Source organism: Acinetobacter sp. YH16053, assembly GCF_013417035.1.
Lineage (GTDB): Bacteria > Pseudomonadota > Gammaproteobacteria > Pseudomonadales > Moraxellaceae > Acinetobacter > Acinetobacter towneri.
This window is the reverse complement of sequence record NZ_VPEP01000018.1, coordinates 1-25,152: the sequence shown is the minus strand read 5'-3', so window position 1 is coordinate 25,152 and position 25,152 is coordinate 1. Positions and strand designations below refer to the sequence as shown.

Below are 25,152 nucleotides of genomic sequence, written 5' to 3'. Positions count from 1 at the left end.
ATATGCAACAATGGGCCAGGTTTGCAATTCTCGGGGCCATGTTTGTCGTCGCATATTTGCTCATTTTGGCGTGGCAAAAAGATTATGGAAATGCTGAAACAGCACCGCAGCAAAAAACTGCCGTTGTTTCACATGAAGTGTCTGCAGATTTGCCGAATGCCCAAACGGCTACAGCAGCTTCTGATGTACCGCAAGCAAATATTCCTGCACAGCAAACAACCGATGCCACAGCACCTGTTAGTCAGCAGCTTATTTCAGTACAAACTGACCTTTATCATCTTTGGATCAATCCGAAAGGTGGTGATATTGTTCGTGTTGAATTACTCAATCATGACAAAAATAAAGACAGTGACGATCCTTTCGTCATGCTGGAAAGCGATGCTAAGCGCACCTATGTCGCGCAATCTGGGTTAATCGGGCTGAATGGTCCAGACAGTAGCCGTAATGGCCGCCCAAGCTATGAAATTGAAAAATCGACTTATAGCTTAGCCGATGCCAAAGAAAGCAAAAATAAAGCGGGTGAAACAGTTAAAACTTTAACTGTCCCAATGGTATATAAAACTGCCGATGGTGTAGAAATCATTAAAACCTTTAGTTTTACTGAAGGTGAATATCCTGTGCTGGTGAATCACAAAGTGATTAACCGCAGCAGCCAAAACTGGCAAGGTCAGATGTTTGGTCAGTTGAAACGTGATAATTCAGATGATCCAGGCAAGTCAGATCAAGGTATTTTTACCTTGGGTACTTTCCTTGGCGGCGCATGGGGAACACCTGAAGAACACTACAACAAGTTGAAATTTGACAATTTTAATGACGAAAAATTGAATGTCGATGCAACAGGTGGTTGGGTGGCCGTGGTTCAGCACTATTTCGTGAGTGCATGGGTTCCGGGGCAGTTAAAATTGACGCAGGCCGATGGTCAACCGTATGCAGCGAAGTTGGAATCACGTAAATCTAGCGATGAAATGAACATCATTGGTTTTACCTCGCCAACCATTAATGTCCCTGCAGGTACGGTGGCAGAAGTTGATGCGACCTTCTACTCTGGTCCAAAAATTCAGTCTGAATTGAAAGATTTGGCGACAGGTTTGAACCAAACTGTGGATTATGGCTGGTTATGGCCAATTGCAAAATTATTGTTTATTGGTTTGCAATTCTTCCATGGTTTAGTGGGCAACTGGGGTTGGTCAATCATCTTATTAACCGTTCTTGTCAAACTGATTCTTTGGCCGTTATCGTCTAAGAGCTATCGTTCTATGGCGAAAATGCGTGTGATTGCACCAGAAATGCAGCGCATGAAAGAAGAATTTGGCGAAGACCGTATGCGTTTCTCGCAAGAAATGATGGCACTTTATAAACGTGAACAAGTGAATCCACTGTCAGGTTGTTTGCCATTGTTACTACAAATGCCAATTTTCCTTGCCTTGTACTGGGTATTGATGGAATCGGTAGAGTTACGCCATGCACCGTGGTTAGGTTGGATTCAAGACTTATCGGCAATGGACCCTTGGTTTATCTTGCCATTGTTGATGGGTGTGACCATGTATGTTCAACAAATGTTGAACCCACAGCCAACAGATCCAATGCAGGCAAAAATCTTCCGCATTATGCCTGTGGTATTTACCGTATTCTTATTGTTCTTCCCTGCAGGTCTAGTTCTGTACTGGATTGTCAACAACTTGATTACGATTTTGCAGCAAAGCTTGATCAACAAAAGTGTTGAAAAAGACCGCGCTAAACGAGAAGAGGCAACTCCAGTCAATTAAGTATGGCTGAGCTGCTGAATAAATCCGCTTAAGATGGTAATCTTAGGCGGATTTTTCTTTGCATATATTTTGAAAGTTTTAGGTGAATTTTATGTATAACCGCAGCACCATTGCCGCAATCGCGACTCCACCTGGCCGTGGTGGTGTGGGGGTGATTCGCCTGTCGGGACCAAAAGCCTATGCGATTGCCGCAGCATTGACCCAAAAAGACTTACCCAAAGCGCGTTATGCAGGTTTTCGCCAGTTTTACGATGCAGCCAATGAAGTCATGGATGAAGGTTTGGTGATTTGTTTCCCCAATCCTCATTCATTTACTGGCGAAGATGTGGTGGAACTACAAGGGCATGGTGGCCCAGTGATTCAAAATGCGCTGTTGGCACGTTTACTGGAACTCGGTGCAACGGCTGCCAAAGCGGGTGAATTTTCGATGCGCGCCTTTGAAAATGGCAAGCTAGATTTGGTACAGGCCGAAGCCATTGCTGATTTAATTGATGCCACTTCACAAGCCGCTGCGCGTTCTGCTCTACGTTCCCTGCAAGGGGCTTTTTCCACCAAAGTGAATACCGTGCTGGAACAGTTAATTCACTTACGTCTGCATGTTGAAGCTGCTATTGATTTTCCTGAAGAAGAAATTGACTTTTTGGCCGATGGGAAAATCCTTAATTTGCTGGATGAAGTGGCTGCTTCGGTGACTGCTGTGCAACAATCTGCGCGTCAGGGACAATTGTTGCGTGAAGGTCTGCAGGTGGTGATTGCGGGCAAACCGAATGCAGGTAAATCTTCCTTACTCAATGCCTTGGCGGGTATTGAACGTGCGATTGTGACCGATATTGCAGGGACTACTCGTGACGTATTGCATGAAAAAATTACCCTGAATGGCTTACCAATTACCCTGACTGATACTGCAGGCTTGCGTGAAACAGGGGATATTGTGGAACAGGAAGGGATTCGCCGTGCGATTAAAGAAATTGAACAGGCAGATTTATTGTTATTGGTCTATGACTTGAGCCAAAACGAAGATCCGTTGCAATTGGCACAGCATTATTTTGCGGAACATATTGAACCGAAGCGTTTGATGTTGATTGGCAATAAATGTGATTTAACTGGTGTACAAGCTGCAATTTCAGATTTTAAAGGGTTTAGACATATTACTGTGTCGGCCAAACAAGAAACAGGTGTTCAATCGCTCATAGAGGCGATTACAGCGCATGCAGGCTTTCAGCCTGAAGAAGATACCTTTATTGCACGTACCCGTCATTTAGACGCAATGAAGCGCACGCAGCAGTATTTGGCTGAAGCACGTGAGCAGTTGGTGGTCTATCATGCGGGGGAATTAGTAGCCGAGTCGTTACGTCTTGCACAGAATGCTTTGGGTGAGATCACTGGTGATTTTTCTGCAGATGATTTGTTGGGCAAGATTTTTGGATCGTTTTGTATTGGGAAATGATTTTTAGCGATTACTTCCTGATTTGATACAAAAATAGCATTAAGTTTGAGTGGCTTAGTGCTTTTTTATTATCCTATTTGGGGTGATCTGCTACTAAAAATCAGCCTATTCGTTAATGTTTAGTTTCTCATTCGGCACAAGCCCGATCTAACTTATGTCATATTTAAACGTTTCAATTTATCTTTATGAAAACCCATCAATAATCACGTAAGTCTTTTTAAACCGCAGCATTTAAAGCTATGATGAGAAAATAATCAAAAATTGGCGCTCAATTCAATCCTAAATGCACGAGATGAAATCTCTGATGGAGGTATTTGGATGTTTGAACTGGCTTTTTTACGTGAAATACTCATTTCTTCGGTTCATTTTTTGCAATTGTCACTCGAAGCCATTTCTGTGATTTGTGTGGTGATTGGTCTAGTTAAAACTTTATGGGTGCTGGTTCAATTAAAATCGGGGCGTACTGCACGTTATTGTTTTGGGGATTGGCTCGCGACGGCGCTTGAATTTCAGTTGGCTGCAGATATTTTAGCCACCACGGTAGATCCAGATTTAGATAGCCTAATTAAATTGGCGATCATTGCAGTGATTCGAACCTTTTTAAATTACTTCCTAACTAAAGAATTAGAGCATCAAACCATCAATGAAAAATAATGGCTATTGAGTTTGAGATCAAAATAGAAGACATAGTCCCATTCATCTACAAGGTTTGAATATTTGAATAAACTCAACTGATCCAAACCTTGTCCTGATTTTAGTTTGTCGTTTAGATGAAACTTCATCCTAAAACAGGTTTGTTCTGCAATTGGCGATACCAAATAATGATGTAGCCACACAGTAAGCAGATGGCTGCACAAAAGCTAAGTACGGCGGTGGTTAAACCAAAATGATCGGCCAGATAACCGACTGCAATAATTGGCAGAATTGTGCCTAAATAGCCCACAAATAAATAGGTCGACATCACTGCAGCGCGATTCTGTAGATTGGTCATGGCATGAATTAAGCCAAAAGCGCCAATCAATGCCAACCCGTGTCCTATGCCTAGCAGCACATCACTCACAAAAAATAGAAAACTCCAATGTAAATACATGCATAAACCGAGTACCAATAAACTCAATAACAGCAAATACAGCCCATAATTTAGGCATTTTTGTGCAGGAATGGCTTTAGAAAAATACTGCACCAGCGCTGAAATCAGCAAAATACAGGTGATGGCCAAACCACTGACCAAAGGCCCGTGCCACGGAATAATCACTTGCACAAAAGAGGGAGAGAGCGAAGCAAATAAACTAAAGGCAGCAAAGGCACAGAATGCGGTTAAACCTGTAATATAAAATTCTGCATGAAAGCGTGGTTCTGGGCGTTCTAATTTTGGGGCAATCGAGAAGGCTTGTGGCGTAAATTCAGGCGGTGCTAAACGTAACAATCCAATAAAACACAGTACTGCACCCAAAATGACAGGAATATATGGACTAAACAAAGGCGCTGCTGAAAATTGTGCCACACCACCACCGAGCAAAGGACCTAAGCCAAACCCGACTGCGGTAATGACTGAACTGAGCTGTGGCGCATGTGCTTTATGTGATTCGGGGATACTCCACATTAAGCCAATTAACGCCGATGTAGTCATAAGACCTGAAGCAATTCCAATCACAAAACGCCCCAAAGCAAGCCAAAGTGCATTGGTGGCAAACATAGACAGAATCAGTCCGAGGGTGATGATCACTAAACCCAATTCTAAGGTTTTTAAGAAGCCGATACTGTTGCTGGTACGCCCTAAAAAGAGCAAGGTAGCCAAACAACCGAGCATATACGCCACAAAAATAAAGGTGATATGGCTGGGTAAAAGCTGCCACAATTCCTGATAAATTGGATACAGCGGGCTTGCAAGTGCCGTGCCCATGGTGCCAATAATCAGGGCGAGGCTGATCATCACGAAAGGATGCCAAGATTGAGATTGAGTCATAAAAAACTCGATTGATGGCTAAACTGTTGAGTTTAGTCTCATATAGTGAGAAATATCACTCAGTGTAAAGACAAGCCTTGAATCTGGTCAAGCCTATTTGTGTTTAAGCATAGCGTTTCAGCAATTTCATAAACTCTTCCAGTTCATGTTCATCAATCGCGCATTGATCACCAATCACATGATGGCGTAAATGCGATTCGATTAACTCATTCATCAAACCATTGACCGCACCTTTAATGGCTGCGACTTGTTGTAAAACTTCAATACAGCCATGATCAGGATTGTGAAGTGCTTGTTCTACTGCCCCAATTTGTCCTTGTAGGCGTTTGACGCGATTTAAAATTTTCTTATCTGTATGTAAATGACCCAACACATCACCTCAATTTTTATATACTCTATGGGAGTATATTTAACAATGATTTCCCATTATGCGTCAGCAACACTCTCATCGTATCCATCCACATCAATTCGATCAAGGCAATCCGCTGGCGCAGAAAAAAATATTATATGCGGCTTTGCTGACGGCTGTCATGATGTTCTTGGAAATCTTGGGTGGTTGGATTTTTCATTCCATGGCTTTGCTAGCGGATGGCTGGCACATGAGCTCACACATGCTGGCGCTAGGCTTGGCTTATTTTGCCTATCGGGCAGCACGTCATTATGCAGCAGATACACGGTTTAGTTTTGGTACATGGAAAATTGAAATTTTAGCTGGCTATAGCAGCGCCATTTTATTGTTGGTGGTGGCTGCATTTATGGCAATTCACTCTATCGAGCGTTTATTTTTTCCTGTCGATATTCAGTATAACCAAGCCATCCCAATTGCAATTTTAGGGTTATTGGTCAATTTGATTTGTGCATGGTTATTACATGAAGATGATCACCATCACCATCACCATCACCATCACCATCATGAGCATACGCATGACAGCCATGACCTGAATCAAAAAGCCGCCTTTATGCATGTGGTGGCAGATGCGGTGACTTCAATTTTTGCGATTATTGCTTTAATTGCGGGTAAATATTGGGGCTGGGATTTTCTAGATGCACTGTTAGCTATTGTTGGTTCAATTTTAGTGGCGCGTTGGGCGATAGGTTTGATGCAGGAAACAGGGAAAACATTGCTGGATGCAGAAATGGATCATCCTGTGGTGGATGAAATTCGTGAAGTGATTGCAGAGTTACCAGTCAGTGTGATGATTACAGACTTGCATGTTTGGAAAGTCGGACAGGGTAAATTTTCCTGTATTTTGGCATTGGAAACCGCACACGATTTAGACGCAGATCAAGTCCGCACCGCCCTCGCCATTCATGAAGAAATTGTGCATATTTCAGTAGAAATTAATCCGCCATCAGGCTTGAATGTTCCACGTGAAACCTAAAGCGTTGCATAGCAAAAACGAGTTGTAGCAATTGCGTAATTCTGGCTTAAAAATACTGAATTCTGTGCAGCTTTCAGCTTAGAATCAGGCTAAATTTACTTTATTTAGATGAAACACATGATTAAACAATTGAGTTTAGCTGCCTTAATGGGATTATGCAGCGCCGTGAGCATGGCCGATGTTGCAACGGTTAGTAAAAATGTCAAACAACAGCATCCGCAACTGAAATTAGACAATATTCAAGCCACAGAAATGAAAGGTATTTACAGTGCCTCTATGGATGGTCAAGTGGTGTATTTGAATGAAGATGCACAACATATTTTGGCAGGTTCAATGATTCGTTTAAAGGATCAGCATAACTTAACCAAAGATTTATTGATCCAACAAAACAGTGTCGATTGGAAAAAGTTACCATTACAAGATGCAATCAAAAGTGTGCGAGGTACGGGAAAACGTCAGATTGCGATCTTTTCTGACCCAAATTGCCCATATTGTAAACAGCTTGAGGCTGAACTTAAAAAGCTGGACAACATTACAATCTATACCTTTATTTTGCCGTTAAAAGCGCAATCTGTTGCGCCATCTAAACAGGTGTATTGTGAGAAAAACCCTGCTCTTGCTTGGGAAAACCTGATCACAAAAGCACAATTGCCTACAAGTCAAAGCAGTTGTGCCAACCCTGTGGAGCGCAACATTGTTTTAGCGCATCGTTTAGGTGTAAACGGTACGCCTGCGATTATTTTCTCGAATGGCTTTAAAGTTATGGGAGCATATCCTGCGGCACAAATTGAACAGATTTTTAAAGAATTTGGTCTTTAAGAACGGCTAATTTTTTATCTGATATTGGCAACTAAAATTGTGTAGTGTGTATCGGAGCAAACCTGAAATTTGTGATTGCGAAATAGATATAAAAAAACCGCCTCAATTTTTAGGCGGTTTTTTTATTGAGAGAGAAGATGTTTGACTGAAAAATTACAGTCGTTAATACAGGATTTAAGCACGCGATTTTTTCATGAACGTATTATAAATAAATAGAATAATCAGCGCACCAATGATGGAGGCAATAAAGCCTGCGGCAGAACCATCACCGTACAATCCCATCATACGCCCTGCATAGGTTGCCAATAAAGACCCTGCAATCCCAAGTAAGGTGGTGACAATAAACCCTGCTTTGTCATCTCCAGGATGAATCGCACGGGCGATTAAACCTGCAATAAAACCCACCACAATTGCGACAATTAATGACCACATGAGCAGCTCCTTGTTATCTTTGTTTATGTTTTACATCATGTTTCAGACTTATTTTTGCTGAAAAATCCCAAGGAAAATAGTCGAATAATGCTACAGCATGTTGTGTTTTTGTCCTGTTAGATAGATGAAATGCAAATTTTAGCCATAAAAAAAGTGATCTGAAACGATCACTTTTTTTAAGCGAGGCGTGTTTGTTTTATAAGCCAATTTCGCCAATAAACGGAATATGACGATATTTCTGGTCGTAATCTAAGCCATAACCGACAATAAACTTATCTTCAATTTCAAAGCCCATGAATTTAACTTCAAGTTCAATTTCACGGCGTGATGGCTTGCTAATTAAGGTACATAGCTCAATTGAATTTGGCTCACGGGTTTGCAAAATTTCCATCACTTTATTTAGGGTGTTGCCCGAGTCGATAATATCTTCAACCACCAAGACATCTTTACCGCGAATTTCACCATCCAAATCTTTTAAAATTTTCACATCACGCGATGACACAGTACCTCCGCCGTAGCTGGATACAGTCATAAAATCCAGTTCATGCGGCTTTTGAATGGTGCGGCATAAATCTGCCATGAACAATACAGAACCACGTAATAAGCCAATTAAAACCAACTCTTTGTCGCTATTGGCATAGTGAGCATTAATTTTTTGACCAAGTTCCTGAACTTTTGTTTGGATTTCTTCTGCAGAAATCAAAACCTGCATTTCAACTGTCATGGGTAGATACCTAAAAAGCAAAAATAAAAAAGGTGTTGACCTGCAACACCCCAAAATATGCGCTAATTTTAATATATCTTGCGCGATGTTGCACGTGCTTGCATGGTTAAAATAGCATCATTTTTGTGCTGAGTGAGAATCTGAGCGTAACAACAAAGCACAACCGAGTATCAGCATTGCCCATCCGATGGGTTTTATATACGAGGATTGCGCAGGTTTAGCCACCTGCTGCTGAGTTTTGATTGGGTTGGTAGTAGGCACGTTGTCCATAAATATAGGTCGCATGAATATTACGGTCATCTGCTAAAGTAATGAGGGCAAATAATGCATCTTCAAGATGTTTGGAACGTTGTTGTCGTAAGCGTTGTAAAGCGGTGGCATTTAAATCCAGCACCACAAAATCGGCTTCTTTGCCTACCTTAAAATTCCCCAGCTTATCGTCTAAGTCCAAAGCTTTGGCAGCACCTAATGTGGCGTGATACAACGCTTCAAAAGCAGAGAGTTTTGCCCCTTGCAGTTGTTGTACTTTATAGGCTTCATTGAGGATATGCAGTACATTAAACGTGGTGCCTGCGCCAATATCTGTACCTAAACCGACCTTCACCTGTCGCTCCCAAGTTTTATGCAGCGGAAATAAACCGCTGCCCAAAAATAAATTGGAGCTTGGACAAAAGGCAATTGCAGAATCGGTATGATGCAGACATTGCCATTCATGTTCTTCTAAATGCACACAATGCGCAAAAACCGAACGTGAACCTGTTAAACCATAGTGATGATAAACATCTAAATATCCATTTTGCTCTGGAAATAATTGTTTCACCCACGCAATTTCATTGTGATTTTCACTTAAATGGGTATGTACATAAACATCGGGATATTCGGCTTTGAGTTGCCCTGCCCGCGCCAGTTGCTCAGGGCTAGAAGTCGGTGCAAAACGTGGCGTAATCGCGTAGAGATTACGTCCTTTTCCATGCCATTTTTCAATCAACGCTTTAGAGTCTGTATAGCCTGAGTCTGCACTGTCACACAATGCTTCAGGTGCATGCCGATCCATCAGCACTTTACCTGCAATTAAACGCATTTGATGTTGTGCTGCCGCTTCAAACAACGCATCTACCGATTCAGGATGTACCGTACAAAACACCAAAGCTGTGGTGGTGCCATTTTTCAGTAATTCCTGCACAAAAAATTGTGCAATCTGATCTGCATAGGCTTTATCTGCAAATTGCAGTTCAGTCGGAAAAGTATAAGTATTCAGCCATTCCAGTAATTGTTCACCATACGCGCCAATCATTTCAGTCTGTGGAAAATGAATATGGGTGTCGATGAAGCCAGGCACAATGAGATGGTCAGGATAATGATGGAACTCTGTGTTGGCGTTTAGCTTTGCCTGCCCTTCTTGCCATGAACCAAACCACTGAATTTTGCCTTGTTCGCAAATTAACAAGCCATCGTCTACATAACGGACTTGTTCTGAAATTTGATCGGCTTGGCTGGTACAGTTTTTGAAATCAAGAAAGCGACCACGAATTGCGGTGCGTTGTACAGGAGATGGCATAAAACAACCTACATTTTTCATTTTTCAAGAGATTGTACCTTAAATGTAGCTTGCAGCAGTACGATAAAATTTATCGTACGGTAAATTAAAACTTGGTGAAATGAATACAAAAAGCCTTCTCGAAAGAAGGCTTGCAACGATGGTGGGGATTATTAAATTTTATAATGTGGTTTCATGGTGTTTTCGACTATGTCGAATTGATAACCACGCAGTGATTGTCAGCACAAGTACAATAAAGCCGAGTGAAATCCAGATAGGCATGTGGAATACATCTAACATCAGCATTTTAAAGCCAATAAATAGTAAAATTAAACCCAGTCCATACGGTAAATAATGCATTTTAGTGGCTGCGCCTGAGAGCAAGAAAAACATGGCACGTAAGCCCAAAATAGCCATAAGATTTGCAGTGAGTACAATAAACGGATCGGTAGTCACGGCAAAAATTGCAGGGATAGAATCCACGGCAAAAATAACGTCAGATGCTTCGACCAAAATTAAAACTAAAAATAATGGCGTTGCCCAAAGTACACCATTTTGGCGCACAAAAAACTGATCTTTTTCCAGTGTTGGGGTAATACGCATGTGTTTGCGTAGCCATTTCAACAACGCCATATCTTCAATATTGCTGGCTTCTTGCTCTGGACCTTTTAAGAATTTAAAGCCTGTGTAGACCAAAAATGCGCCAAAAATATACAAAATCCAGGAGAATTCTTGTACAAACCAAGCTCCAATAAAAATAAAAATGGTTCTGAGAATAATTGCGCCCAGTACGCCGTAGAGTAAAATTTTACGCTGTAAGCCCGGTGGGATGGCGAATGCGGCGAAGATCATCAACCAAACGAATACATTATCAATCGCCAGTGATTTTTCCAGCAAATAACCCGCAAAGTATTCCATGACTTTGGTGTTGGCGACTTCTAGCCCAACGCTGTGTTTAAGATACAGCCATAAACCGCCACCAAATAAAGCTGCCACACTGACCCAGGCGATACTCCAATACGCAGCGGTTTTGACTTTGACCGATTCGCCTGCTTTTTGTTTAAAGCCTAAGAAGTCAATGGCGAGCATGACTGCAACAATTGCAAAAAAGACCAGATATAGCCATAAATTGCCGATGGATTCCATACAATCTCCACATCCAACAACTGGCCACAAAAAAACCTTGACCTGTTGTCAGATGATTTCAAACATCTGTAACAACATGATCAAGGTCTTGCCTACATAGAGCGGACTTGTATCAACAAGTAGGTCACTATGCTCAGCGTCCGACTTTTTTCAAAGTGTAATGACGAAACGCTGACACGTTAAAATTATATTTTAACGCTTGGAGGAGGCTACTCCCCTTGTTCAACATAATTTGGGATCAGGACGTTGCCTAAATCTGCGTAAAGAATTACATAATTTTAAATGTTGTGCAATTTATTTTGCACGGTAAATCACTTTAATTTGTATTGTACAAATTCAGCACAATACTTCGTCAAGATTGTGGCAAATTGAAAAAATAGATTTAGTTTGATAGGTGGACTTATGCAAATTCAACATCAAGAAAGCCCACGTGGTGGCGAGTTTTTTATTGAGCGAGATGGTCGGCATATCGCTGAAATTACTTATCAATATCAAGATGATCACACTATTTTAGCAGATCACACTTGGGTTGATTTGACATTACGTGGTCAAGGGGTTGCCCGTCAACTATTAGATATTTTGGTCGCCTTTGCACGTGAAAAGCAGCTAAAAATTGTACCCGTGTGCTCTTATATTGAGACGGCATTTGAAACGGATACACAATATGCCGATGTTGTGGCTTAAAAAATATTATTTTTTAATCGCTATAGTTGAGCTTACCTGTTTTTCTACAAACACTTTTTTAAAGTAGATCAACAGGTAAGGTATTGCATGCATTCCAATCAGCATGCTGAATAAGAAGAATTTGAGCATCACCGAATCATTCAGTGCAATACATAAACCACTGATAAGCGCAATACAAAACCAGTGGAAAAAAAATGAGCTCACCCACTGCTTTAAACTTAGCCCTAATACAAAAGATGAAATGAGTATATTTGTTTCTTCATTCAGACCTAAACGGTGAAAGCCAATCAGCATGCAAAAATAAACAATTAATAAAAATGATGTGGTAAGCACGTCTTTAAGCATGACTTTCTCCAAATCTAAACCAAAACCGTACTTTCAATGCAATGTATGTTAAAAGATGCTACACATACACCATAGTGGTAAACGTACGGTTGAATTGTCAGTCATAAATTACAATTGATTAAAAAATAATCAAAACTATAAAATAATGAGTGATTATTTGAGTCTATTATCTTAATTTCATGACTACTTTTACATTAACAAGAGTGTGATATGTTAATCAGGTTGTGTTATGCCAGTACCCGAGCAGAGCATCAAAATGATTTACTCCAAGAAATCAGTGATATTTTGGCAACAGCTCGTCAATTTAATGCTGCACAACATATTAATGGGGTACTTTATTATGCTGAAGGTCATTTTTTTCAGTGTTTAGAAGGTGAACAACAGCAGCTCGAGCAATTATTTGAGCGTATTCAACAGGACCCGCGCCACCGTGATGTCTTTCGTTTCCCTGACCAAATACTTGAGCATGTCCATTTTTCAGAATGGTCTATGAAATATGTTCATAGACATAGTCAAATTTCGAGTTTATTTAAAAAGCTCGGCTTTGATGTTTTTCTACCACATCGTTTGGATGAAAAGACGGTACAGCAATTTTTAGCTTTACTTTTGGATTTAGAACAAACCATCTTGCCTGAAAAATCTCAACGGGGTTATAAAAATAGAGGTTATTCAAACTTTTTCTGAATTTAGTTTGTAGGGCATTAGGGTCATTTGCCTCTATCTATTGAAAACGGTTTAAATATTAAAAAGCCAATCTACAGCATGCAGATTGGCTTTTTTATCATGCAATAAAGTCAAGATTATTTGTCATTAATTATCACTTTCAGGGCTTTTACATCTGAAGTATGTTTAAATATATCATAGGCTTTTTCAAATTCTGAAAATTAAAATGGTGTGTTGCTTAATTTTCTCAAGGCAATTTAGCTGAACAGCAATTTTTTAGCAGCATGACTGTCGTATATTGGCATTCACTTAACCCGTGGTTGATGGTCAGGATTTTAATCCAGAGTTTGTTTAACTCAAAATTTACGACCTGCCCTTTGTGCGCCACATTGGCAATATGTCCGTCTGCTTTGACGACATTTTGTCAAATATTCCAAGTTGCTTCGGCACTGATAGTTCCATGGCGCAGTCTACTCCACGACCACCTGTAATTTCTAAAATACGTTAAACCGCATCTTCTTCTGCCTGGGTATCATCAATCTTATATCCCATGATCTATCCGCCTTCATTTTGGAGTGTGCATAAGGTGTTTTTGACAGTTTTCACATGTACTACAACGGCTGACACAAGAAATGATGCCCTATGTCACCTTTTTTTGAAATTTTTGATTGCCGAACCAACTTCTTTAACCATCCCGATGCCTTCGGGACCTAAAATATAGCCATCAAATTACCTCACTTGGCAATTGCAGTGTCTTGAAATTCTGGGTTTTACCTTGCCAAATGCCTCAGTCAGTACTGCAAATTGTAGTTTTGGTTAGCAATCAAGACATCTATTGATTGTAAAATTTCTGGACATAGGTGTTCTTCAAAATCAATATCATGGGCGCCGTGGTAGACCGTGGCATTCATTGTTTTTGAGATGGTGACCATATTTGTTAGTAATGGTGATGAAAGACATCCAGCAGGCAAGCTGTTGCAATTGCGATGCTCGCAGGAAGTTATCTTTCTAAAGTAACAGATCAAGATGATAAGTTCCTGAGCAGTATATTTTTTTAAAAATAATAATATATAAATTTATAATTTGGAAATCCCCTAATTTTTGCTAAAAACAGGGGATTTTGAAAGAAATTTTACGTGGTTGAAGCGACTTTAAGCCGTGTGTTGCAAAGCCTGAATGAGTTTTTGATGTAAACCACCAAAACCACCATTTGACATAATGACCACAGCATCACCCTCACCTGCTTGGCTCACGATGTTTTGAATGATTTCATCCAATGTATTGGCCACCACTGCATGATTGCGAGCAGCCGCAACCACAGGCTGTAAATCCCAATCTAAACCTTCGGGTTGATACCAAATTACAGCATCGGCCAAACGTGCTGAATCTGCCAAGGCCTCTTTATGACTGCCCATGCGCATGGTGTTGGAACGTGGTTCAATAATCGCCCAAAGCTTACGTTCACCCAAACGCTTGCGTGCACCGTCCAGTGTAGTTTCAATTGCGGTTGGATGGTGGGCAAAGTCATCATAGATTTCAATGCCACGTATGGTGCCTAATAACTCCATACGGCGTTTCACCCCACCAAAATTGGACAGTGCAGTACATGCAGTTTCGATTGCAACTCCAACATGTTCTGCGGCAGCAATGGTTGCTAAGGCATTGGCGACACTATGCTGCCCTGTCATATTCCAGCGCACTTCACCTTGTAGCACACCATTTTTCAGGACTTTAAAGTGCGAACCATCTGCTGCAAGTTGTTCTGCATACAGTTCCGCTTGTGAATCTGCATTCAGAGAAGTACGTAGCACAGGTGTCCAGCAACCCATTTCTAACACTTCATCAATATGGGTTTCTGTAATTGGGGCAATGATGCGCCCTTCACTTGGGATGGTACGCACCAAATGATGGAATTGTTTTTGAATTGCGGCCAAATCATCAAAAATATCGGCATGGTCAAATTCAAGGTTATTTAAAATGGCAGTTTTAGGGTGGTAATGTACGAACTTAGAGCGTTTATCAAAAAATGCAGAGTCGTATTCATCGGCTTCGACACAGAAATATTTACCTGCACCCAAACGTGCACTTTCACTAAAGCCTAAAGGAACGCCACCAATTAAAAAGCCTGGTTCCAAGCCTGCCTGATCCAAGACCCACGCCAACATGGTGGTGGTGGTGGTTTTGCCATGCGTACCTGCAACGCCAAGTACGTGCTTGCCTTGCAAGACATGATCGGCTAAAAATTGTGGACCAGAAATATACGGCAAACCTGCATTCAGCATATATTCAACCGCGTCTATTCCACGTTTCATGGCATTGCCCACAATCACCAAATCTGGATGCGGCTGTAAATGACTGCGGTCATAACCTTGCATTAAAGTAATGCCTGCATTTTCCAGTTGAGTCGACATTGGTGGATAGACGTTTTGGTCTGAACCTGTGACGGTATGTCCTAAATCGCGGGCCAAAAGTGCCAAAGAGCCCATAAATGTGCCACAAATACCCAAAATATGCAGATGCATTCCGCCTTACTCCACTGCTTTTATAGACACATCACGTATTTTTGTGCTGTTGTCGTGATTAATTTGATTTGAAGCAACGATAGCAAGGGTTTTGGCGAAAAGATAGTGATTCTTGTATCTCATTTCAGAGATTTTTCAGTGCTGAATTTGCGCCAAAGGATGTAAAAAATTTCTGCTTTTGCATTTTTCATGGCAAATAGCTCGTAAAATAAAGCTGAATTTTTAAGATAGTACGACACAATGTCTTCAGCACTTTTACTTTTGGTGATTGCAAACTGTTTTATGACCTTGGCGTGGTATGGTCATCTCAAGTTTTTACCGCATGATGCGCCGCTGTGGCAGGCAATTTTATTCAGTTGGGTGATCGCCCTATTTGAATACAGTTTGATGATTCCTGCTACCCGTTTGCTGGCGCAGCATGGCTGGGCGGTAGGTCAAATGAAAATTACCCAAGAAGTTGTGACTTTATTGGTGTTTGTACCGTTTATGATTTTTCTGTTTAAGCAACCTTTTAAACTAGATTATTTATGGGCAGCCTTATGTTTATGTGGTTGCGTGTATTTTGTATTTCGTGCGCCTTAAAGACGAGTTTTAGCTCGCTTGAATAGCTTTAGGTTCACCTATTTTGTTTAACTGTTTTCAATTCTTTAAAATAACCCGATAAAAATAATCAAAAAAGTCGGTTGAGTCGCCGTGTTCAATTTTAACAAGTCGAAAAATCAGTCTATAATGTGGAGTTCTTATTCAAGCTTGGCTTTCTCGCCTGAATTTCTCTTTCCTTAGTTTCGTTTCTGGAATATTTGTAATGAACGCGGCCGCTGCACAAGACGCTCCTCTCGTTGGAATTATCATGGGTTCTCAATCGGATTGGGCAACTCTCGAACACACTGCCAATATGCTGAAGCAGCTTGGTGTCCCATTTGAAGCGGAAGTCGTTTCTGCACACCGTACCCCAGATCGCTTATTTGAATATGCTGAACAAGCGCGTGATCGTGGCATTCAGGTGATTATTGCAGGCGCTGGTGGTGCCGCACACTTACCAGGTATGTGTGCAGCTAAAACTGATTTACCTGTTTTAGGTGTGCCAGTGAAATCTTCAATTTTAAATGGTGTCGATTCATTACTTTCAATTGTGCAAATGCCTGCGGGTATTGCCGTAGGTACATTGGCGATTGGTCCTGCGGGAGCAACCAATGCGGCAATTATGGCAGCCCAAATTTTAGGTTTAACCCGTCCAGAGATTGCACAAAATGTTGTCAATTTCCGTGCCGCGCAAACTGAGAAAGTTTCAAGCAACAATATTCCAGGTCAGGCTTAAGCGGGACAATTACTATGGATAAGACCATCGGTATTTTTGGTGGCGGTCAATTGGGTCGCATGATGGCACAAGCGGCTTTACCCTTAAATATTCAATGTACCTTTTTTGAAGCCAGTCCAGATTGCCCAGCGGCAACCTTGGGTCAGGTTTTTGCCAGCAAAAGCGAAAATAGCCTACAAGATTTTATACAGAGTGCTGATGTATTCAGCCTTGAGTTTGAAAATACTCCGTTGGCAGATGTTGATGTATTGATTAAGCACAAAGACTTGCATCCACCACGTCAGGCTTTGGCAATTGCTCAAAACCGCTTGCTAGAAAAAGGCTTATTTGATGAATTGGCGATTCCTGTTGCGCCGTATAAAGCGGTCAACTCGCTAGAAAGTTTACAGGCTGCTGTAGCTGAACTCGGTCTGCCAATTGTGCTCAAAACCGCAACAGGTGGCTATGATGGCAAAGGTCAGTTTGTACTGCGCAGTGCCGATCAGATTGAACAAGCATGGGCGAAACTTGGCCCTGCAGGCAGCTTGATTGCAGAAAGTTTTGTTACTTTTTCACGTGAAGTATCTATTATTGCGGTGCGTGGTCAAAATGGTGAAGTAAAAACTTGGCCATTGGCAGAAAACCATCATCACAACGGTATTTTGTCGCATTCGATTGTCCCTGCACCAAACAGCGCTGACTTGCAGCCTGAGGCACAAGACTATATCACTCGCCTGCTCAATCACTTGAATTATGTAGGTGTGTTGACGTTAGAGCTATTTGTCACTGACAAGGGCTTGTATGCCAACGAGATGGCACCTCGTGTGCATAACTCAGGTCACTGGTCAATTGAAGGCGCGGTGTGTTCGCAGTTTGAGAACCATATTCGTGCTGTAGCAGGTTTACCGTTAGGCTCAACTGAAGTGGTACGTCCAACGGTGATGGTCAATATTATTGGTCAGCATCCCAAAACTGAAGATGTGTTGGCATTGAATGGCGCACATTTGCACTTGTACAATAAAACTGAGCGTGAAGGCCGTAAAATTGGGCATATTACTTTAATGCCGAATGATGCTGCTGAATTGACAGATTTATGCCGCCAATTGGCAAAAATTTTGCCAAATCCATTGGCGCTCAGTGCTGATATGAGCTTGTAAATATAAAAATGATGCCAAAGCGCTCATCGTGATGAGCGCTTTTTTATGCGCTCACGTTTTTTATTCTGTCTATTTTTAGGATACTGTACCATTGATCTGTCTTGGATTGACGCTGCAATTTTAGGTTGATTAAGATAGATCAGGTTGAATCAGCAATCATCCCCATAACAAAGCAATACTCAAAATAAAAATTCGCATAAGTCTGATGGGAAACAGACAATAATTATGAATTCAAAACTTTAAATTCAAATACCGTGTTTTAAATTTATCACTATCTTTCAACTTTGAATTTAAATATCAGATATGAATTTAAAGATGGCTATGTGGTTTTTGAATTTAAAAACCAGCGGGCTTTAAATTTAAAACTTACTTTTTAAATTTAAAGCTATGCGCCGAAAATATGCAATCAATACCGTGTTTTGTGGGTAACTTGGATTGGTTTAGTTTGAATTTAAACTTTTAAATTTAAAAGTCTTATCATTGGCTGTGCTTTTGAATTTAAAATCGAGAAATGTTGTGCTTGTGGATAAGTATTTTAAGTTTAAAAATCAGAAATGAATTTAAAACTAAAAAATGAATTTAAAGTTACAGATTTTCATCTGATCTATATGGCTGAAGGTGTTATGGTAAAGCCAAGATTTAAATTCAAGACACATCAAAGGGTATTATGCATCGTTTCGCTGTGATTTTTGCGACAGCTGCAATGGCAGCTACTCAGGTTCAGGCAGAACTGATTATCAATGGAAAATCTGTCACCGTAACGCCAACAGTCAGTACATCTGCAAATTTTCAACCACAAAACCATTTTCAAAGTTGTTTGGCCAATTTACGCAGCCAAGCCATTGCCAAAGGGGTGAGTGGCAGCAGTTATGATCGCTATACTCAAAATCTCAGCCCAGATTATTCAGTCATCGAGCGTTTAAATTACCAACCTGAATTTTCCACGCCAATTTGGGACTACCTTTCAGGCTTGGTGGATGATGAGCGCGTGCAGGCAGGACAGCAGAAATTGGCACAGCACCGTGATGTGCTCAATCGTGTTGCAGCAGCCTATGGCGTACCTGCAGAAACCGTAGTGGCGGTTTGGGGTGTAGAAAGTAACTTTGGTGCGATTTCAGGATCCTATCCATTATTGCAAGCGCTAGGTACCTTGAGCTGTGAAGGACGCCGTCAAAGCTATTTCCGAGGTGAGTTTTTTACCACCATGCGTTTATTGCAACGTGGTGATGTCACTGAATCACAATTAAAAGGCTCATGGGCAGGGGCGTTTGGGCATACTCAGTTTATGCCATCGACCTATGATGAGTTGGCGGTCGATTTTGATGGTGATGGTCGCCGTGACTTAGTATCTAGTATTCCAGATGCTTTGGCTTCCACCGCTAACTTTTTAAAACGTCGCGGCTGGCAAACAGGGCAGCCGTGGGGCTTTGAAGTCAAAGTGCCTGCAGGCATGTCTTTGAGTGGTGAAGGGCGACGCAATAAAAAATCCCTCAGCAGTTGGGTTAATCGTGGGTTGACTCGTGCAGATGGTTCGGCATTAATTCAGGGCAATTTATCGGGCAGTAGTCAGGCAGGCTTGATGGCACCTGCAGGTGCGAATGGCCCTGTATTCTTAGTGTTTAGAAACTTCGATGCCATTTATAGCTATAACGCAGCAGAAAGTTATGCCTTAGCGATTGCGCATTTATCAGATCGTTTAATGGGGCAGTCTGCATTCCGCACCGCTTGGCCAACCGATGATGCAGGTACATCCCGCGCAGAACGCCGTGAAATTCAACGCTTTTTGTTAAGTCGTGGTTATGACATTGGTGAAGTGGATGGTTTAATTGGCGACAAAACCCGTCAAGCGATTCGTCAGGAACAGACTCGACTCGGCTTGGCTGCAACAGGTCGGGCAGGGCAGCAAATTTTAAGAGCGTTTCGTAATGAAGCGGCCAAACAAATGATGCAATAAGTTGTTGCGATTGCATAAAAAAGGTCTGCAAATGTGCAGACCTTTTTAATTTTTGTCTTAAAACAGGGGATTAAGGTTCAATTTTCACTGCTTCAAGCAAATCAAAAATCACAGTCGTGACATCTTGGCTTAATTCTTTGTTATTAAAAATTTCATAAGCTGAAATGGTGATGTCGGTATCACTTGGCAGCAAACGCTGTTCTTCTTCAATCAGGTGTTCAATTGGTAATAAGGTCTGTCTAACCTCAAGATGCAAAATATCTTTGTATTCAATATTTTCATCTTCAAGTTCAATCACTTGCTCATTAAAATACGGCAATAAAATCGAGTGGAGACAAGGTTGAAGCTCAACAATATCAAAAATTTCGATATCACGGCTTTGTTCAATCGTGCTGATGTGGTCATTTACTTCAATCAGGATATGGTAGTAACTCACATGAATCTCCACAGATCGTTCAGGGTTATACAGAGCGTCCACAATAACATGAAATGAGTAAATTTGCTGCCTCTTCGCGTGTAATGCCTATGTAACGATGCTGCGGGGCAGGCTGTGTGGTTGTTTTAATTCGGCTTGATTATTTAATGCCGTGCATGTAGCAAATCAATATCAGCCGGGCGGAGTTGGAAATTTTTCAACTGTTGATCTTTTAACATGGGGTACATTAGGGCATGTGGGTCATTGTGATGTTGCAAGCCAAGTGCATGTCCAAACTCATGTGCCAAGGTTAAGCGTAAATCATCTTCAGATTGAAACTCATAAATTCGGATGGCACGTCCATCGAAACTGCCTTTGTCAAATAAACGAGGCTGAAAGCGGATGTTATATTGTTGTATAGATACATCAATGTCCTGATTCAGTTGATTGAGTGCATCTACTTGTTGATTGAGCTGATCAATTTGCTGATTAAATTGCGCAATTTCATGCTCTAAATTCCACATATGTTGCTGGATGTCTTGCTTCTTAGCTGCAAAAACCTCATGTTGTGACGGATGTAATCCACCACTTTGATTAATCTGTTGAACTTGTTGATTGTATTGTGCGAGTTGCTGCTCAAACTGCATTTTTTTAGCAGCAAGTTGCGAGTTTTTGTCATCAATTTGCTGTTTAAGCATCTGAACTTGCTGGCTTTGTTCATTCCAATGCTGTTGACGCTGTTCAATTTCACTAAGCTGCTGACGACGTTGATTGGACTCATCTTGTCGTTGGTCATAAATTAAATGAATTGCGAGTTTGGCCTTTGGGTCATAGACAAAATAATCTTGTCCCGTGCCGTGTTTCCAAATATCGGTAGCTTCCTGACTGATGCGAAGCAGATCGGCTTGACCCAACCCAAAACGAGGGTCTAGCTCTGCAATACGGTAGCGTAAGCGTGTGTCTAAAGGATGTTGCAATCGATCAAGTGCGGTATTGTGCCGTGTGTGTGGGTGTTGAATATTTTGATAAATCAGCAAAATAGCAAATACTATGATTGCACCCAAAAGAAACAAACGCATCGCCAAGCAACTTCCTTTTTTGACTTACTGTAGCCGAAAGCAGGGCAGTAACTCAATCTATTTAGAGGTTTACTCAGGCTTTAGCGTATTGATTTGAGAATCTAAGTTTTAAAAAAAGATGCATATTCATTGGGCATAAAAAAACCGCACTGCAATGGTTTGCAGCGCGGTTTTTGGTTTGTGTTAAAGCGACAAATTATTTTTTGTCATCTTTCACTTCGGTGAATTCAGCATCCACAACGCCATCATCGGCTTTTTGTTGACCTGCGTCACCGCCAAATGCATTTGGGTCGAAACCTTGTGCACCGCCTTGACCTTGTGCAGCTTCATACGCACGTTGCGTAATTGGCATGATGATGTTTTGCAATGCTTCAGTTTTTGCTTTGATTGCATCTACATCATTTTCTTTGGTTGTCGCTTCAAGCTCAGTGACTGCAGTTTCAATCGCAGTTTTTTCATCGGCAGTCACTTGTTCACCAAGGTCTTTTACTGCTTTTTGAGCAGAAGAAACTAAAGCATCCGCTTCGTTACGTGCTTTTGCAAGTTCTTCAAACTTACGGTCTTCTTCAGCATTTGCTTCAGCATCTTTAATCATCGCTTCAATTTCAGCATCGCTCAAACCAGAGTTTGCTTTAATTTGAATCGATTGTTCTTTGCCTGTGCTCTTGTCTTTTGCAGACACTTTCAAGATACCGTCAGCGTTAATGTCGAACGAAACTTCAATTTGTGGCACACCGCGTGGCGCTGGTGGAATGTCACCTAATTGGAAGTTACCCAACAATTTGTTTTGTTGAGCCATTTTACGCTCACCTTGGTAAACTGAAATGTCTACTGCAGGCTGGTTGTCTGCCGCTGTTGAGAACACTTGAGATTTCTTCGCAGGAATCGTGGTGTTTTTCTCAATGATTGGCGTCAACACGCCACCCATAGTTTCAATACCAAGCGTTAACGGAGTTACGTCTAGAAGCAATACGTCAGTTTTGTCACCAGACAATACGGCACCCTGAATTGCTGCACCAATTGCAACAGCTTCGTCTGGGTTTACGTCTTTACGTGGCTCTTTGCCAAAGAATTCTTGTACTTTTTGTTGTACAAGTGGCATACGTGATTGACCACCCACCAAAATCACGTCAGAGATGTCAGAAGTTGAAAGTCCTGCATCTTGTAGCGCAACTTTACATGGCTCAATGGTACGAGCGACTAAATCAGCAACCAAACCTTCAAGTTTGGCGCGAGTCACGTTCATCACCAAGTGCTTCGGACCTGTTGCGTCTGCAGTGATATATGGCAAGTTGATTTCAGTCGCATTTGAAGATGAAAGCTCGATTTTTGCTTTCTCAGCCGCTTCTTTCAGACGTTGTAATGCCAATGGATCTTGTTTCAAGTTGAAGTTTTGCTCTTTTTTGAACTCTTCAACCAAGTATTCGATCAAGGCATTGTCAAAGTCTTCACCACCAAGGAAGGTATCACCGTTGGTTGATAACACTTCAATTTGTTGGTCGCCATCAAGGTCTGCAATTTCAATGATCGATACGTCAAAAGTACCACCACCCAAGTCATATACAGCAACTTTACGGTCGCCTTCTTTCTTGTCCATACCAAATGCAAGCGCAGCAGCAGTTGGTTCGTTAATGATACGTTTAACTTCTAAACCAGCAATTTTACCCGCATCTTTCGTTGCTTGACGCTGTGCATCGTTAAAGTACGCAGGTACAGTAATTACTGCTTCAGTCACGGTTTCACCTAAGTAATCTTCGGCAGTCTTTTTCATCTTTTTCAAAGTTTCAGCAGAAATTTGCTGTGGCGCAAGTTTCTTGTCATTCACTTCAACCCAAGCATCGCCATTGTCTGCTTTGATGATTTTGTAAGGTACAAGACCAATGTCTTTTTGTACCGCTTGGTCTTCATAACGACGACCAATCAAACGCTTAATTGCGAATAATGTGTTTTTCGGGTTAGTTACAGCCTGACGCTTTGCAGATTGACCTACAAGAATTTCGCCATCTTTATAAGCAATAATAGATGGAGTTGTACGTGCGCCTTCTGCGTTTTCAATTACTTTAACTTTGTCGCCTTCAAGTACCGCTACACATGAGTTAGTTGTACCTAAGTCAATACCAATGATTTTAGCCATTTGGATGTTTCCTCAAAAATTCTTTTGCAATGTTTTCACTTGTTATTCGATATGAGAGCCAATCAAAATTTTTCAAGTTGTTTAGATGAAAATTTTTTATCAACTCTCGATTTTATAAGGCTTAAGCGCCAACCATCACCATTGCAGGGCGGAGTAAGCGACCATGTAAGGTGTAGCCTTTTTGTAATACGTTGCCAATTTCATTGGCTTTTGCATTTGGATCAATCCCTACGGCTTGATGCAGGTCTGCATTGAAACCATTGGCTGTATCAATCACCACCACACCAAACTTTTCTAAAGTGGTCAGTAATGATTTCAAGGTCAGTTCCACACCTTCAGACAAGGCAGTTTTTTCATCACCATTGGCGGCAATAGCACGCTCAAGGTTGTCTACAGAATCCAATAATTCTTTAGCAAACTTTTCTAAAGCAAACTTTTTAGCTGTATCTGCTTCACGTTCTAAACGCTCTTTGGTTTTTTCCGCTTCGTAAACTGCATTGGCAGTACGTGCTTTTTCCAATTTTAGGTTTTCTTCAAGTTTGCTCAGTTGTTCTTGTAAAGACTCAACGGAAACTTCTGCTTGCTCAGTATCTTGCGCTGTTTGTTGTTCCGTCTGCTCTTGCTCAAGGTCTTGAGTTTGTTCGTTCTGCTCAGTTGCCATTGATTTACTCCGTTTAAATGGGTTTTTAAACATGTACAGTCCTTTGGCGTCAGTGCTAACTGCGTTATTGCTGAACTGCCATGGTTAGAGAAGTTCGTAATTAGCTAAGAAATCGGGGCAGGGCAGGCAAAATTCAAGCGTGCCAGTAGATTAATTTTCATTGCCATGAAATTTGGTCAAAACAATACATTTTGAATCAAGATGTCGGCGGATGAATGAAGCAAATTAAACTTTGAAACTTATAATATTTTTTTGTTTAAAAAAGTATGGTAATAGGGAGCTGATTATTCAGCTAAACCAGTGCTTTTATTACGGAGATAGAGGGCGTTCAAAATTCTGTGTCAGTAAATTTGACTAGATTTTAATTATATCATCTAATCGACCTTCAAAGTAAATGGATAATTGAGTAATCGTTTGTCCCCATTCCTGAATAGGCATTGTCCATTTTTCTGATGCCTGTTGAATACCAATATACAGTAATTTCATCAGACTATCCTCATTGGGGAAAGCTCCTTTGGTTTTGGTTAGTTTGCGGAATTGACGATGTACGGCTTCAACGGCATTGGTGGTGTAAATCGGCTTCCTAATCGCTTTAGGGTATTTGAAATAGGCGGATAGTAGATGCCATTTGGTACGCCATGACTGAATGACCACACCATATTTTTCGCCCCATTTTTCTTCTAGCTCATCCAGTGCTACTTCTGCCGCCCCTTTGGTATCAGCACGGTAAATTGGCTTTAAATCAGCCATAAATGCCTTCTGATCTTTACTGGCAACATAGCGTAAAGAATTACGGATTTGATGAACGATACACAGTTGTATTTCTGTTTGAGGGTAAATCGCTGCTATGGCTTCGGGGAAACCTTTTAGTCCTGAGAAGCGCTGCTTCGCAAGGCAGGCAATCAGAATATCCTGAACACCACGATTTTGTAGGTCTGTCAGTACACTAAGCCAATGGTTCGCCCCTTCGCTTTCCGACAAATGCAAGCCGAGTAGTTCCTTCTTACCTTCAACATTTAAAG

General features: G+C 41.2%; 24 protein-coding genes. 11 read left to right on the top strand and 13 right to left on the bottom strand.

Annotated elements, in window-relative coordinates:
• Positions 1-2: 2 nt before the first annotated feature.
• The 3 genes from yidC to FTV43_RS11845 all read left to right on the top strand — a co-directional run bounded on the left by yidC (position 3) and on the right by FTV43_RS11845 (position 3,867).
• A complete protein-coding gene (yidC, locus tag FTV43_RS11855) occupies positions 3-1,766 on the top strand; it encodes a membrane protein insertase YidC (protein ID WP_004969769.1) in 1,764 nt (587 codons plus the stop codon).
• A gap of 91 nt (positions 1,767-1,857) precedes the next feature.
• Positions 1,858-3,213: a tRNA uridine-5-carboxymethylaminomethyl(34) synthesis GTPase MnmE gene (mnmE, locus tag FTV43_RS11850; RefSeq protein WP_179995527.1), complete on the top strand. Its 1,356-nt coding sequence runs from the start codon at positions 1,858-1,860 to the stop codon at positions 3,211-3,213.
• A gap of 318 nt (positions 3,214-3,531) precedes the next feature.
• On the top strand, positions 3,532-3,867 hold the full coding sequence (locus FTV43_RS11845) for a DUF1622 domain-containing protein (RefSeq protein ID WP_004969773.1): 336 nt from the start codon (positions 3,532-3,534) through the stop codon (positions 3,865-3,867).
• A gap of 124 nt (positions 3,868-3,991) precedes the next feature.
• Here FTV43_RS11845 and FTV43_RS11840 read toward each other — a convergent pair whose 3' ends face one another.
• Positions 3,992-5,179, bottom strand: a complete 1,188-nt coding sequence (locus FTV43_RS11840) for an MFS transporter (RefSeq protein WP_171287397.1) — start codon at positions 5,177-5,179, stop codon at positions 3,992-3,994.
• 103 nt (positions 5,180-5,282) lie between these two features.
• Entirely contained in the window at positions 5,283-5,549 is a 267-nt protein-coding gene (locus FTV43_RS11835; protein WP_004969779.1) for a metal/formaldehyde-sensitive transcriptional repressor, read from the bottom strand.
• Between the two features lie 58 nt (positions 5,550-5,607).
• On the opposite strand from FTV43_RS11835, the gene dmeF reads away from it, so the two are divergent.
• The gene (dmeF, locus tag FTV43_RS11830) at positions 5,608-6,561 is read left to right on the top strand and encodes a CDF family Co(II)/Ni(II) efflux transporter DmeF (protein WP_179995526.1); all 954 of its coding nucleotides are present in this window, start codon (positions 5,608-5,610) and stop codon (positions 6,559-6,561) included.
• Between the two features lie 117 nt (positions 6,562-6,678).
• Positions 6,679-7,380: a DsbC family protein gene (locus tag FTV43_RS11825; RefSeq protein ID WP_104852785.1), complete on the top strand. Its 702-nt coding sequence runs from the start codon at positions 6,679-6,681 to the stop codon at positions 7,378-7,380.
• A 174-nt stretch (positions 7,381-7,554) separates the two neighbouring features.
• Here FTV43_RS11825 and FTV43_RS11820 read toward each other — a convergent pair whose 3' ends face one another.
• From FTV43_RS11820 to FTV43_RS11805, 4 genes are all read right to left on the bottom strand, one after another.
• The gene (locus FTV43_RS11820) at positions 7,555-7,812 is read right to left on the bottom strand and encodes a GlsB/YeaQ/YmgE family stress response membrane protein (protein ID WP_004969785.1); all 258 of its coding nucleotides are present in this window, start codon (positions 7,810-7,812) and stop codon (positions 7,555-7,557) included.
• Positions 7,813-8,008: 196 nt separating this feature from the next.
• Positions 8,009-8,536: a hypoxanthine phosphoribosyltransferase gene (gene hpt / locus FTV43_RS11815; RefSeq protein WP_004969787.1), complete on the bottom strand. Its 528-nt coding sequence runs from the start codon at positions 8,534-8,536 to the stop codon at positions 8,009-8,011.
• 217 nt (positions 8,537-8,753) lie between these two features.
• Positions 8,754-10,094 (bottom strand): guanine deaminase, encoded by a 1,341-nt coding sequence (guaD, locus tag FTV43_RS11810; RefSeq protein WP_179989095.1) that lies wholly within the window; start codon positions 10,092-10,094, stop codon positions 8,754-8,756.
• Between the two features lie 159 nt (positions 10,095-10,253).
• Positions 10,254-11,219, bottom strand: coding sequence for a TerC family protein (locus tag FTV43_RS11805; protein ID WP_104852786.1), 966 nt, complete (start codon positions 11,217-11,219; stop codon positions 10,254-10,256).
• A gap of 402 nt (positions 11,220-11,621) precedes the next feature.
• Between FTV43_RS11805 and FTV43_RS11800 the strand changes: the two genes are divergently transcribed.
• Positions 11,622-11,903, top strand: coding sequence for a GNAT family N-acetyltransferase (locus FTV43_RS11800; RefSeq protein WP_178319442.1), 282 nt, complete (start codon positions 11,622-11,624; stop codon positions 11,901-11,903).
• Between the two features lie 6 nt (positions 11,904-11,909).
• Here the strand turns inward: FTV43_RS11800 and FTV43_RS11795 are convergent, their stop codons facing one another.
• On the bottom strand, positions 11,910-12,248 hold the full coding sequence (locus FTV43_RS11795) for a hypothetical protein (RefSeq protein ID WP_104852787.1): 339 nt from the start codon (positions 12,246-12,248) through the stop codon (positions 11,910-11,912).
• Positions 12,249-12,458: 210 nt separating this feature from the next.
• Between FTV43_RS11795 and FTV43_RS11790 the strand changes: the two genes are divergently transcribed.
• Positions 12,459-12,932, top strand: a complete 474-nt coding sequence (locus tag FTV43_RS11790; RefSeq protein WP_104852788.1) for a BLUF domain-containing protein — start codon at positions 12,459-12,461, stop codon at positions 12,930-12,932.
• A gap of 1,130 nt (positions 12,933-14,062) precedes the next feature.
• Here FTV43_RS11790 and mpl read toward each other — a convergent pair.
• Positions 14,063-15,433, bottom strand: a complete 1,371-nt coding sequence (mpl, locus tag FTV43_RS11785) for a UDP-N-acetylmuramate:L-alanyl-gamma-D-glutamyl-meso-diaminopimelate ligase (protein ID WP_179995525.1) — start codon at positions 15,431-15,433, stop codon at positions 14,063-14,065.
• Between the two features lie 240 nt (positions 15,434-15,673).
• Between mpl and FTV43_RS11780 the strand changes: the two genes are divergently transcribed.
• From FTV43_RS11780 to FTV43_RS11765, 4 genes are all read left to right on the top strand, one after another.
• On the top strand, positions 15,674-16,015 hold the full coding sequence (locus FTV43_RS11780) for a DMT family protein (protein WP_019836196.1): 342 nt from the start codon (positions 15,674-15,676) through the stop codon (positions 16,013-16,015).
• A gap of 223 nt (positions 16,016-16,238) precedes the next feature.
• Positions 16,239-16,751 (top strand): 5-(carboxyamino)imidazole ribonucleotide mutase, encoded by a 513-nt coding sequence (gene purE / locus FTV43_RS11775; RefSeq protein ID WP_004969800.1) that lies wholly within the window; start codon positions 16,239-16,241, stop codon positions 16,749-16,751.
• A gap of 14 nt (positions 16,752-16,765) precedes the next feature.
• Positions 16,766-17,887 (top strand): 5-(carboxyamino)imidazole ribonucleotide synthase, encoded by a 1,122-nt coding sequence (locus FTV43_RS11770; RefSeq protein WP_179995524.1) that lies wholly within the window; start codon positions 16,766-16,768, stop codon positions 17,885-17,887.
• Positions 17,888-18,554: 667 nt separating this feature from the next.
• Complete coding sequence (locus tag FTV43_RS11765) at positions 18,555-19,841, top strand: lytic murein transglycosylase (RefSeq protein WP_004969803.1); 1,287 nt, start codon at positions 18,555-18,557, stop codon at positions 19,839-19,841.
• 70 nt (positions 19,842-19,911) lie between these two features.
• On the opposite strand, the gene FTV43_RS11760 is transcribed toward FTV43_RS11765, so the two are convergent.
• The 5 genes from FTV43_RS11760 to FTV43_RS11740 form a co-directional block, all read right to left on the bottom strand.
• Positions 19,912-20,289 carry a hypothetical protein gene (locus FTV43_RS11760; protein WP_162164695.1) on the bottom strand — a complete coding sequence of 126 codons (378 nt, stop codon included), beginning with the start codon at positions 20,287-20,289 and terminating at the stop codon, positions 19,912-19,914.
• A 131-nt stretch (positions 20,290-20,420) separates the two neighbouring features.
• Positions 20,421-21,335 (bottom strand): matrixin family metalloprotease, encoded by a 915-nt coding sequence (locus tag FTV43_RS11755; RefSeq protein ID WP_179995523.1) that lies wholly within the window; start codon positions 21,333-21,335, stop codon positions 20,421-20,423.
• A gap of 196 nt (positions 21,336-21,531) precedes the next feature.
• Positions 21,532-23,469 carry a molecular chaperone DnaK gene (dnaK, locus tag FTV43_RS11750; protein WP_154321227.1) on the bottom strand — a complete coding sequence of 646 codons (1,938 nt, stop codon included), beginning with the start codon at positions 23,467-23,469 and terminating at the stop codon, positions 21,532-21,534.
• Positions 23,470-23,590: 121 nt separating this feature from the next.
• Positions 23,591-24,163 carry a nucleotide exchange factor GrpE gene (gene grpE, locus FTV43_RS11745; RefSeq protein ID WP_256732321.1) on the bottom strand — a complete coding sequence of 191 codons (573 nt, stop codon included), beginning with the start codon at positions 24,161-24,163 and terminating at the stop codon, positions 23,591-23,593.
• 321 nt (positions 24,164-24,484) lie between these two features.
• Positions 24,485-25,152 (bottom strand): IS256 family transposase (locus tag FTV43_RS11740; RefSeq protein ID WP_179995522.1); only part of this gene is annotated, 668 nt, incomplete at its 5' end.

Excerpts from the sequence above, each read along its gene's own strand:
- yidC (WP_004969769.1), top strand. The coding sequence starts at position 3 with ATGCAACAATGGGCCAGGTTTGCAATTCTCGGGGCCATGTTTGTCGTC.
- mnmE (WP_179995527.1), top strand. The coding sequence starts at position 1,858 with ATGTATAACCGCAGCACCATTGCCGCAATCGCGACTCCACCTGGCCGT.
- FTV43_RS11845 (WP_004969773.1), top strand. The coding sequence starts at position 3,532 with ATGTTTGAACTGGCTTTTTTACGTGAAATACTCATTTCTTCGGTTCAT.
- FTV43_RS11840 (WP_171287397.1), bottom strand. The coding sequence starts at position 5,179 with ATGACTCAATCTCAATCTTGGCATCCTTTCGTGATGATCAGCCTCGCC.
- dmeF (WP_179995526.1), top strand. The coding sequence starts at position 5,608 with ATGCGTCAGCAACACTCTCATCGTATCCATCCACATCAATTCGATCAA.
- FTV43_RS11825 (WP_104852785.1), top strand. The coding sequence starts at position 6,679 with ATGATTAAACAATTGAGTTTAGCTGCCTTAATGGGATTATGCAGCGCC.
- FTV43_RS11820 (WP_004969785.1), bottom strand. The coding sequence starts at position 7,812 with ATGTGGTCATTAATTGTCGCAATTGTGGTGGGTTTTATTGCAGGTTTA.
- hpt (WP_004969787.1), bottom strand. The coding sequence starts at position 8,536 with ATGACAGTTGAAATGCAGGTTTTGATTTCTGCAGAAGAAATCCAAACA.
- guaD (WP_179989095.1), bottom strand. The coding sequence starts at position 10,094 with ATGCCATCTCCTGTACAACGCACCGCAATTCGTGGTCGCTTTCTTGAT.
- FTV43_RS11805 (WP_104852786.1), bottom strand. The coding sequence starts at position 11,219 with ATGGAATCCATCGGCAATTTATGGCTATATCTGGTCTTTTTTGCAATT.
- FTV43_RS11800 (WP_178319442.1), top strand. The coding sequence starts at position 11,622 with ATGCAAATTCAACATCAAGAAAGCCCACGTGGTGGCGAGTTTTTTATT.
- FTV43_RS11795 (WP_104852787.1), bottom strand. The coding sequence starts at position 12,248 with ATGCTTAAAGACGTGCTTACCACATCATTTTTATTAATTGTTTATTTT.
- FTV43_RS11790 (WP_104852788.1), top strand. The coding sequence starts at position 12,459 with ATGTTAATCAGGTTGTGTTATGCCAGTACCCGAGCAGAGCATCAAAAT.
- mpl (WP_179995525.1), bottom strand. The coding sequence starts at position 15,433 with ATGCATCTGCATATTTTGGGTATTTGTGGCACATTTATGGGCTCTTTG.
- FTV43_RS11780 (WP_019836196.1), top strand. The coding sequence starts at position 15,674 with ATGTCTTCAGCACTTTTACTTTTGGTGATTGCAAACTGTTTTATGACC.
- purE (WP_004969800.1), top strand. The coding sequence starts at position 16,239 with ATGAACGCGGCCGCTGCACAAGACGCTCCTCTCGTTGGAATTATCATG.
- FTV43_RS11770 (WP_179995524.1), top strand. The coding sequence starts at position 16,766 with ATGGATAAGACCATCGGTATTTTTGGTGGCGGTCAATTGGGTCGCATG.
- FTV43_RS11765 (WP_004969803.1), top strand. The coding sequence starts at position 18,555 with ATGCATCGTTTCGCTGTGATTTTTGCGACAGCTGCAATGGCAGCTACT.
- FTV43_RS11755 (WP_179995523.1), bottom strand. The coding sequence starts at position 21,335 with ATGCGTTTGTTTCTTTTGGGTGCAATCATAGTATTTGCTATTTTGCTG.
- dnaK (WP_154321227.1), bottom strand. The coding sequence starts at position 23,469 with ATGGCTAAAATCATTGGTATTGACTTAGGTACAACTAACTCATGTGTA.
- grpE (WP_256732321.1), bottom strand. The coding sequence starts at position 24,163 with ATGTTTAAAAACCCATTTAAACGGAGTAAATCAATGGCAACTGAGCAG.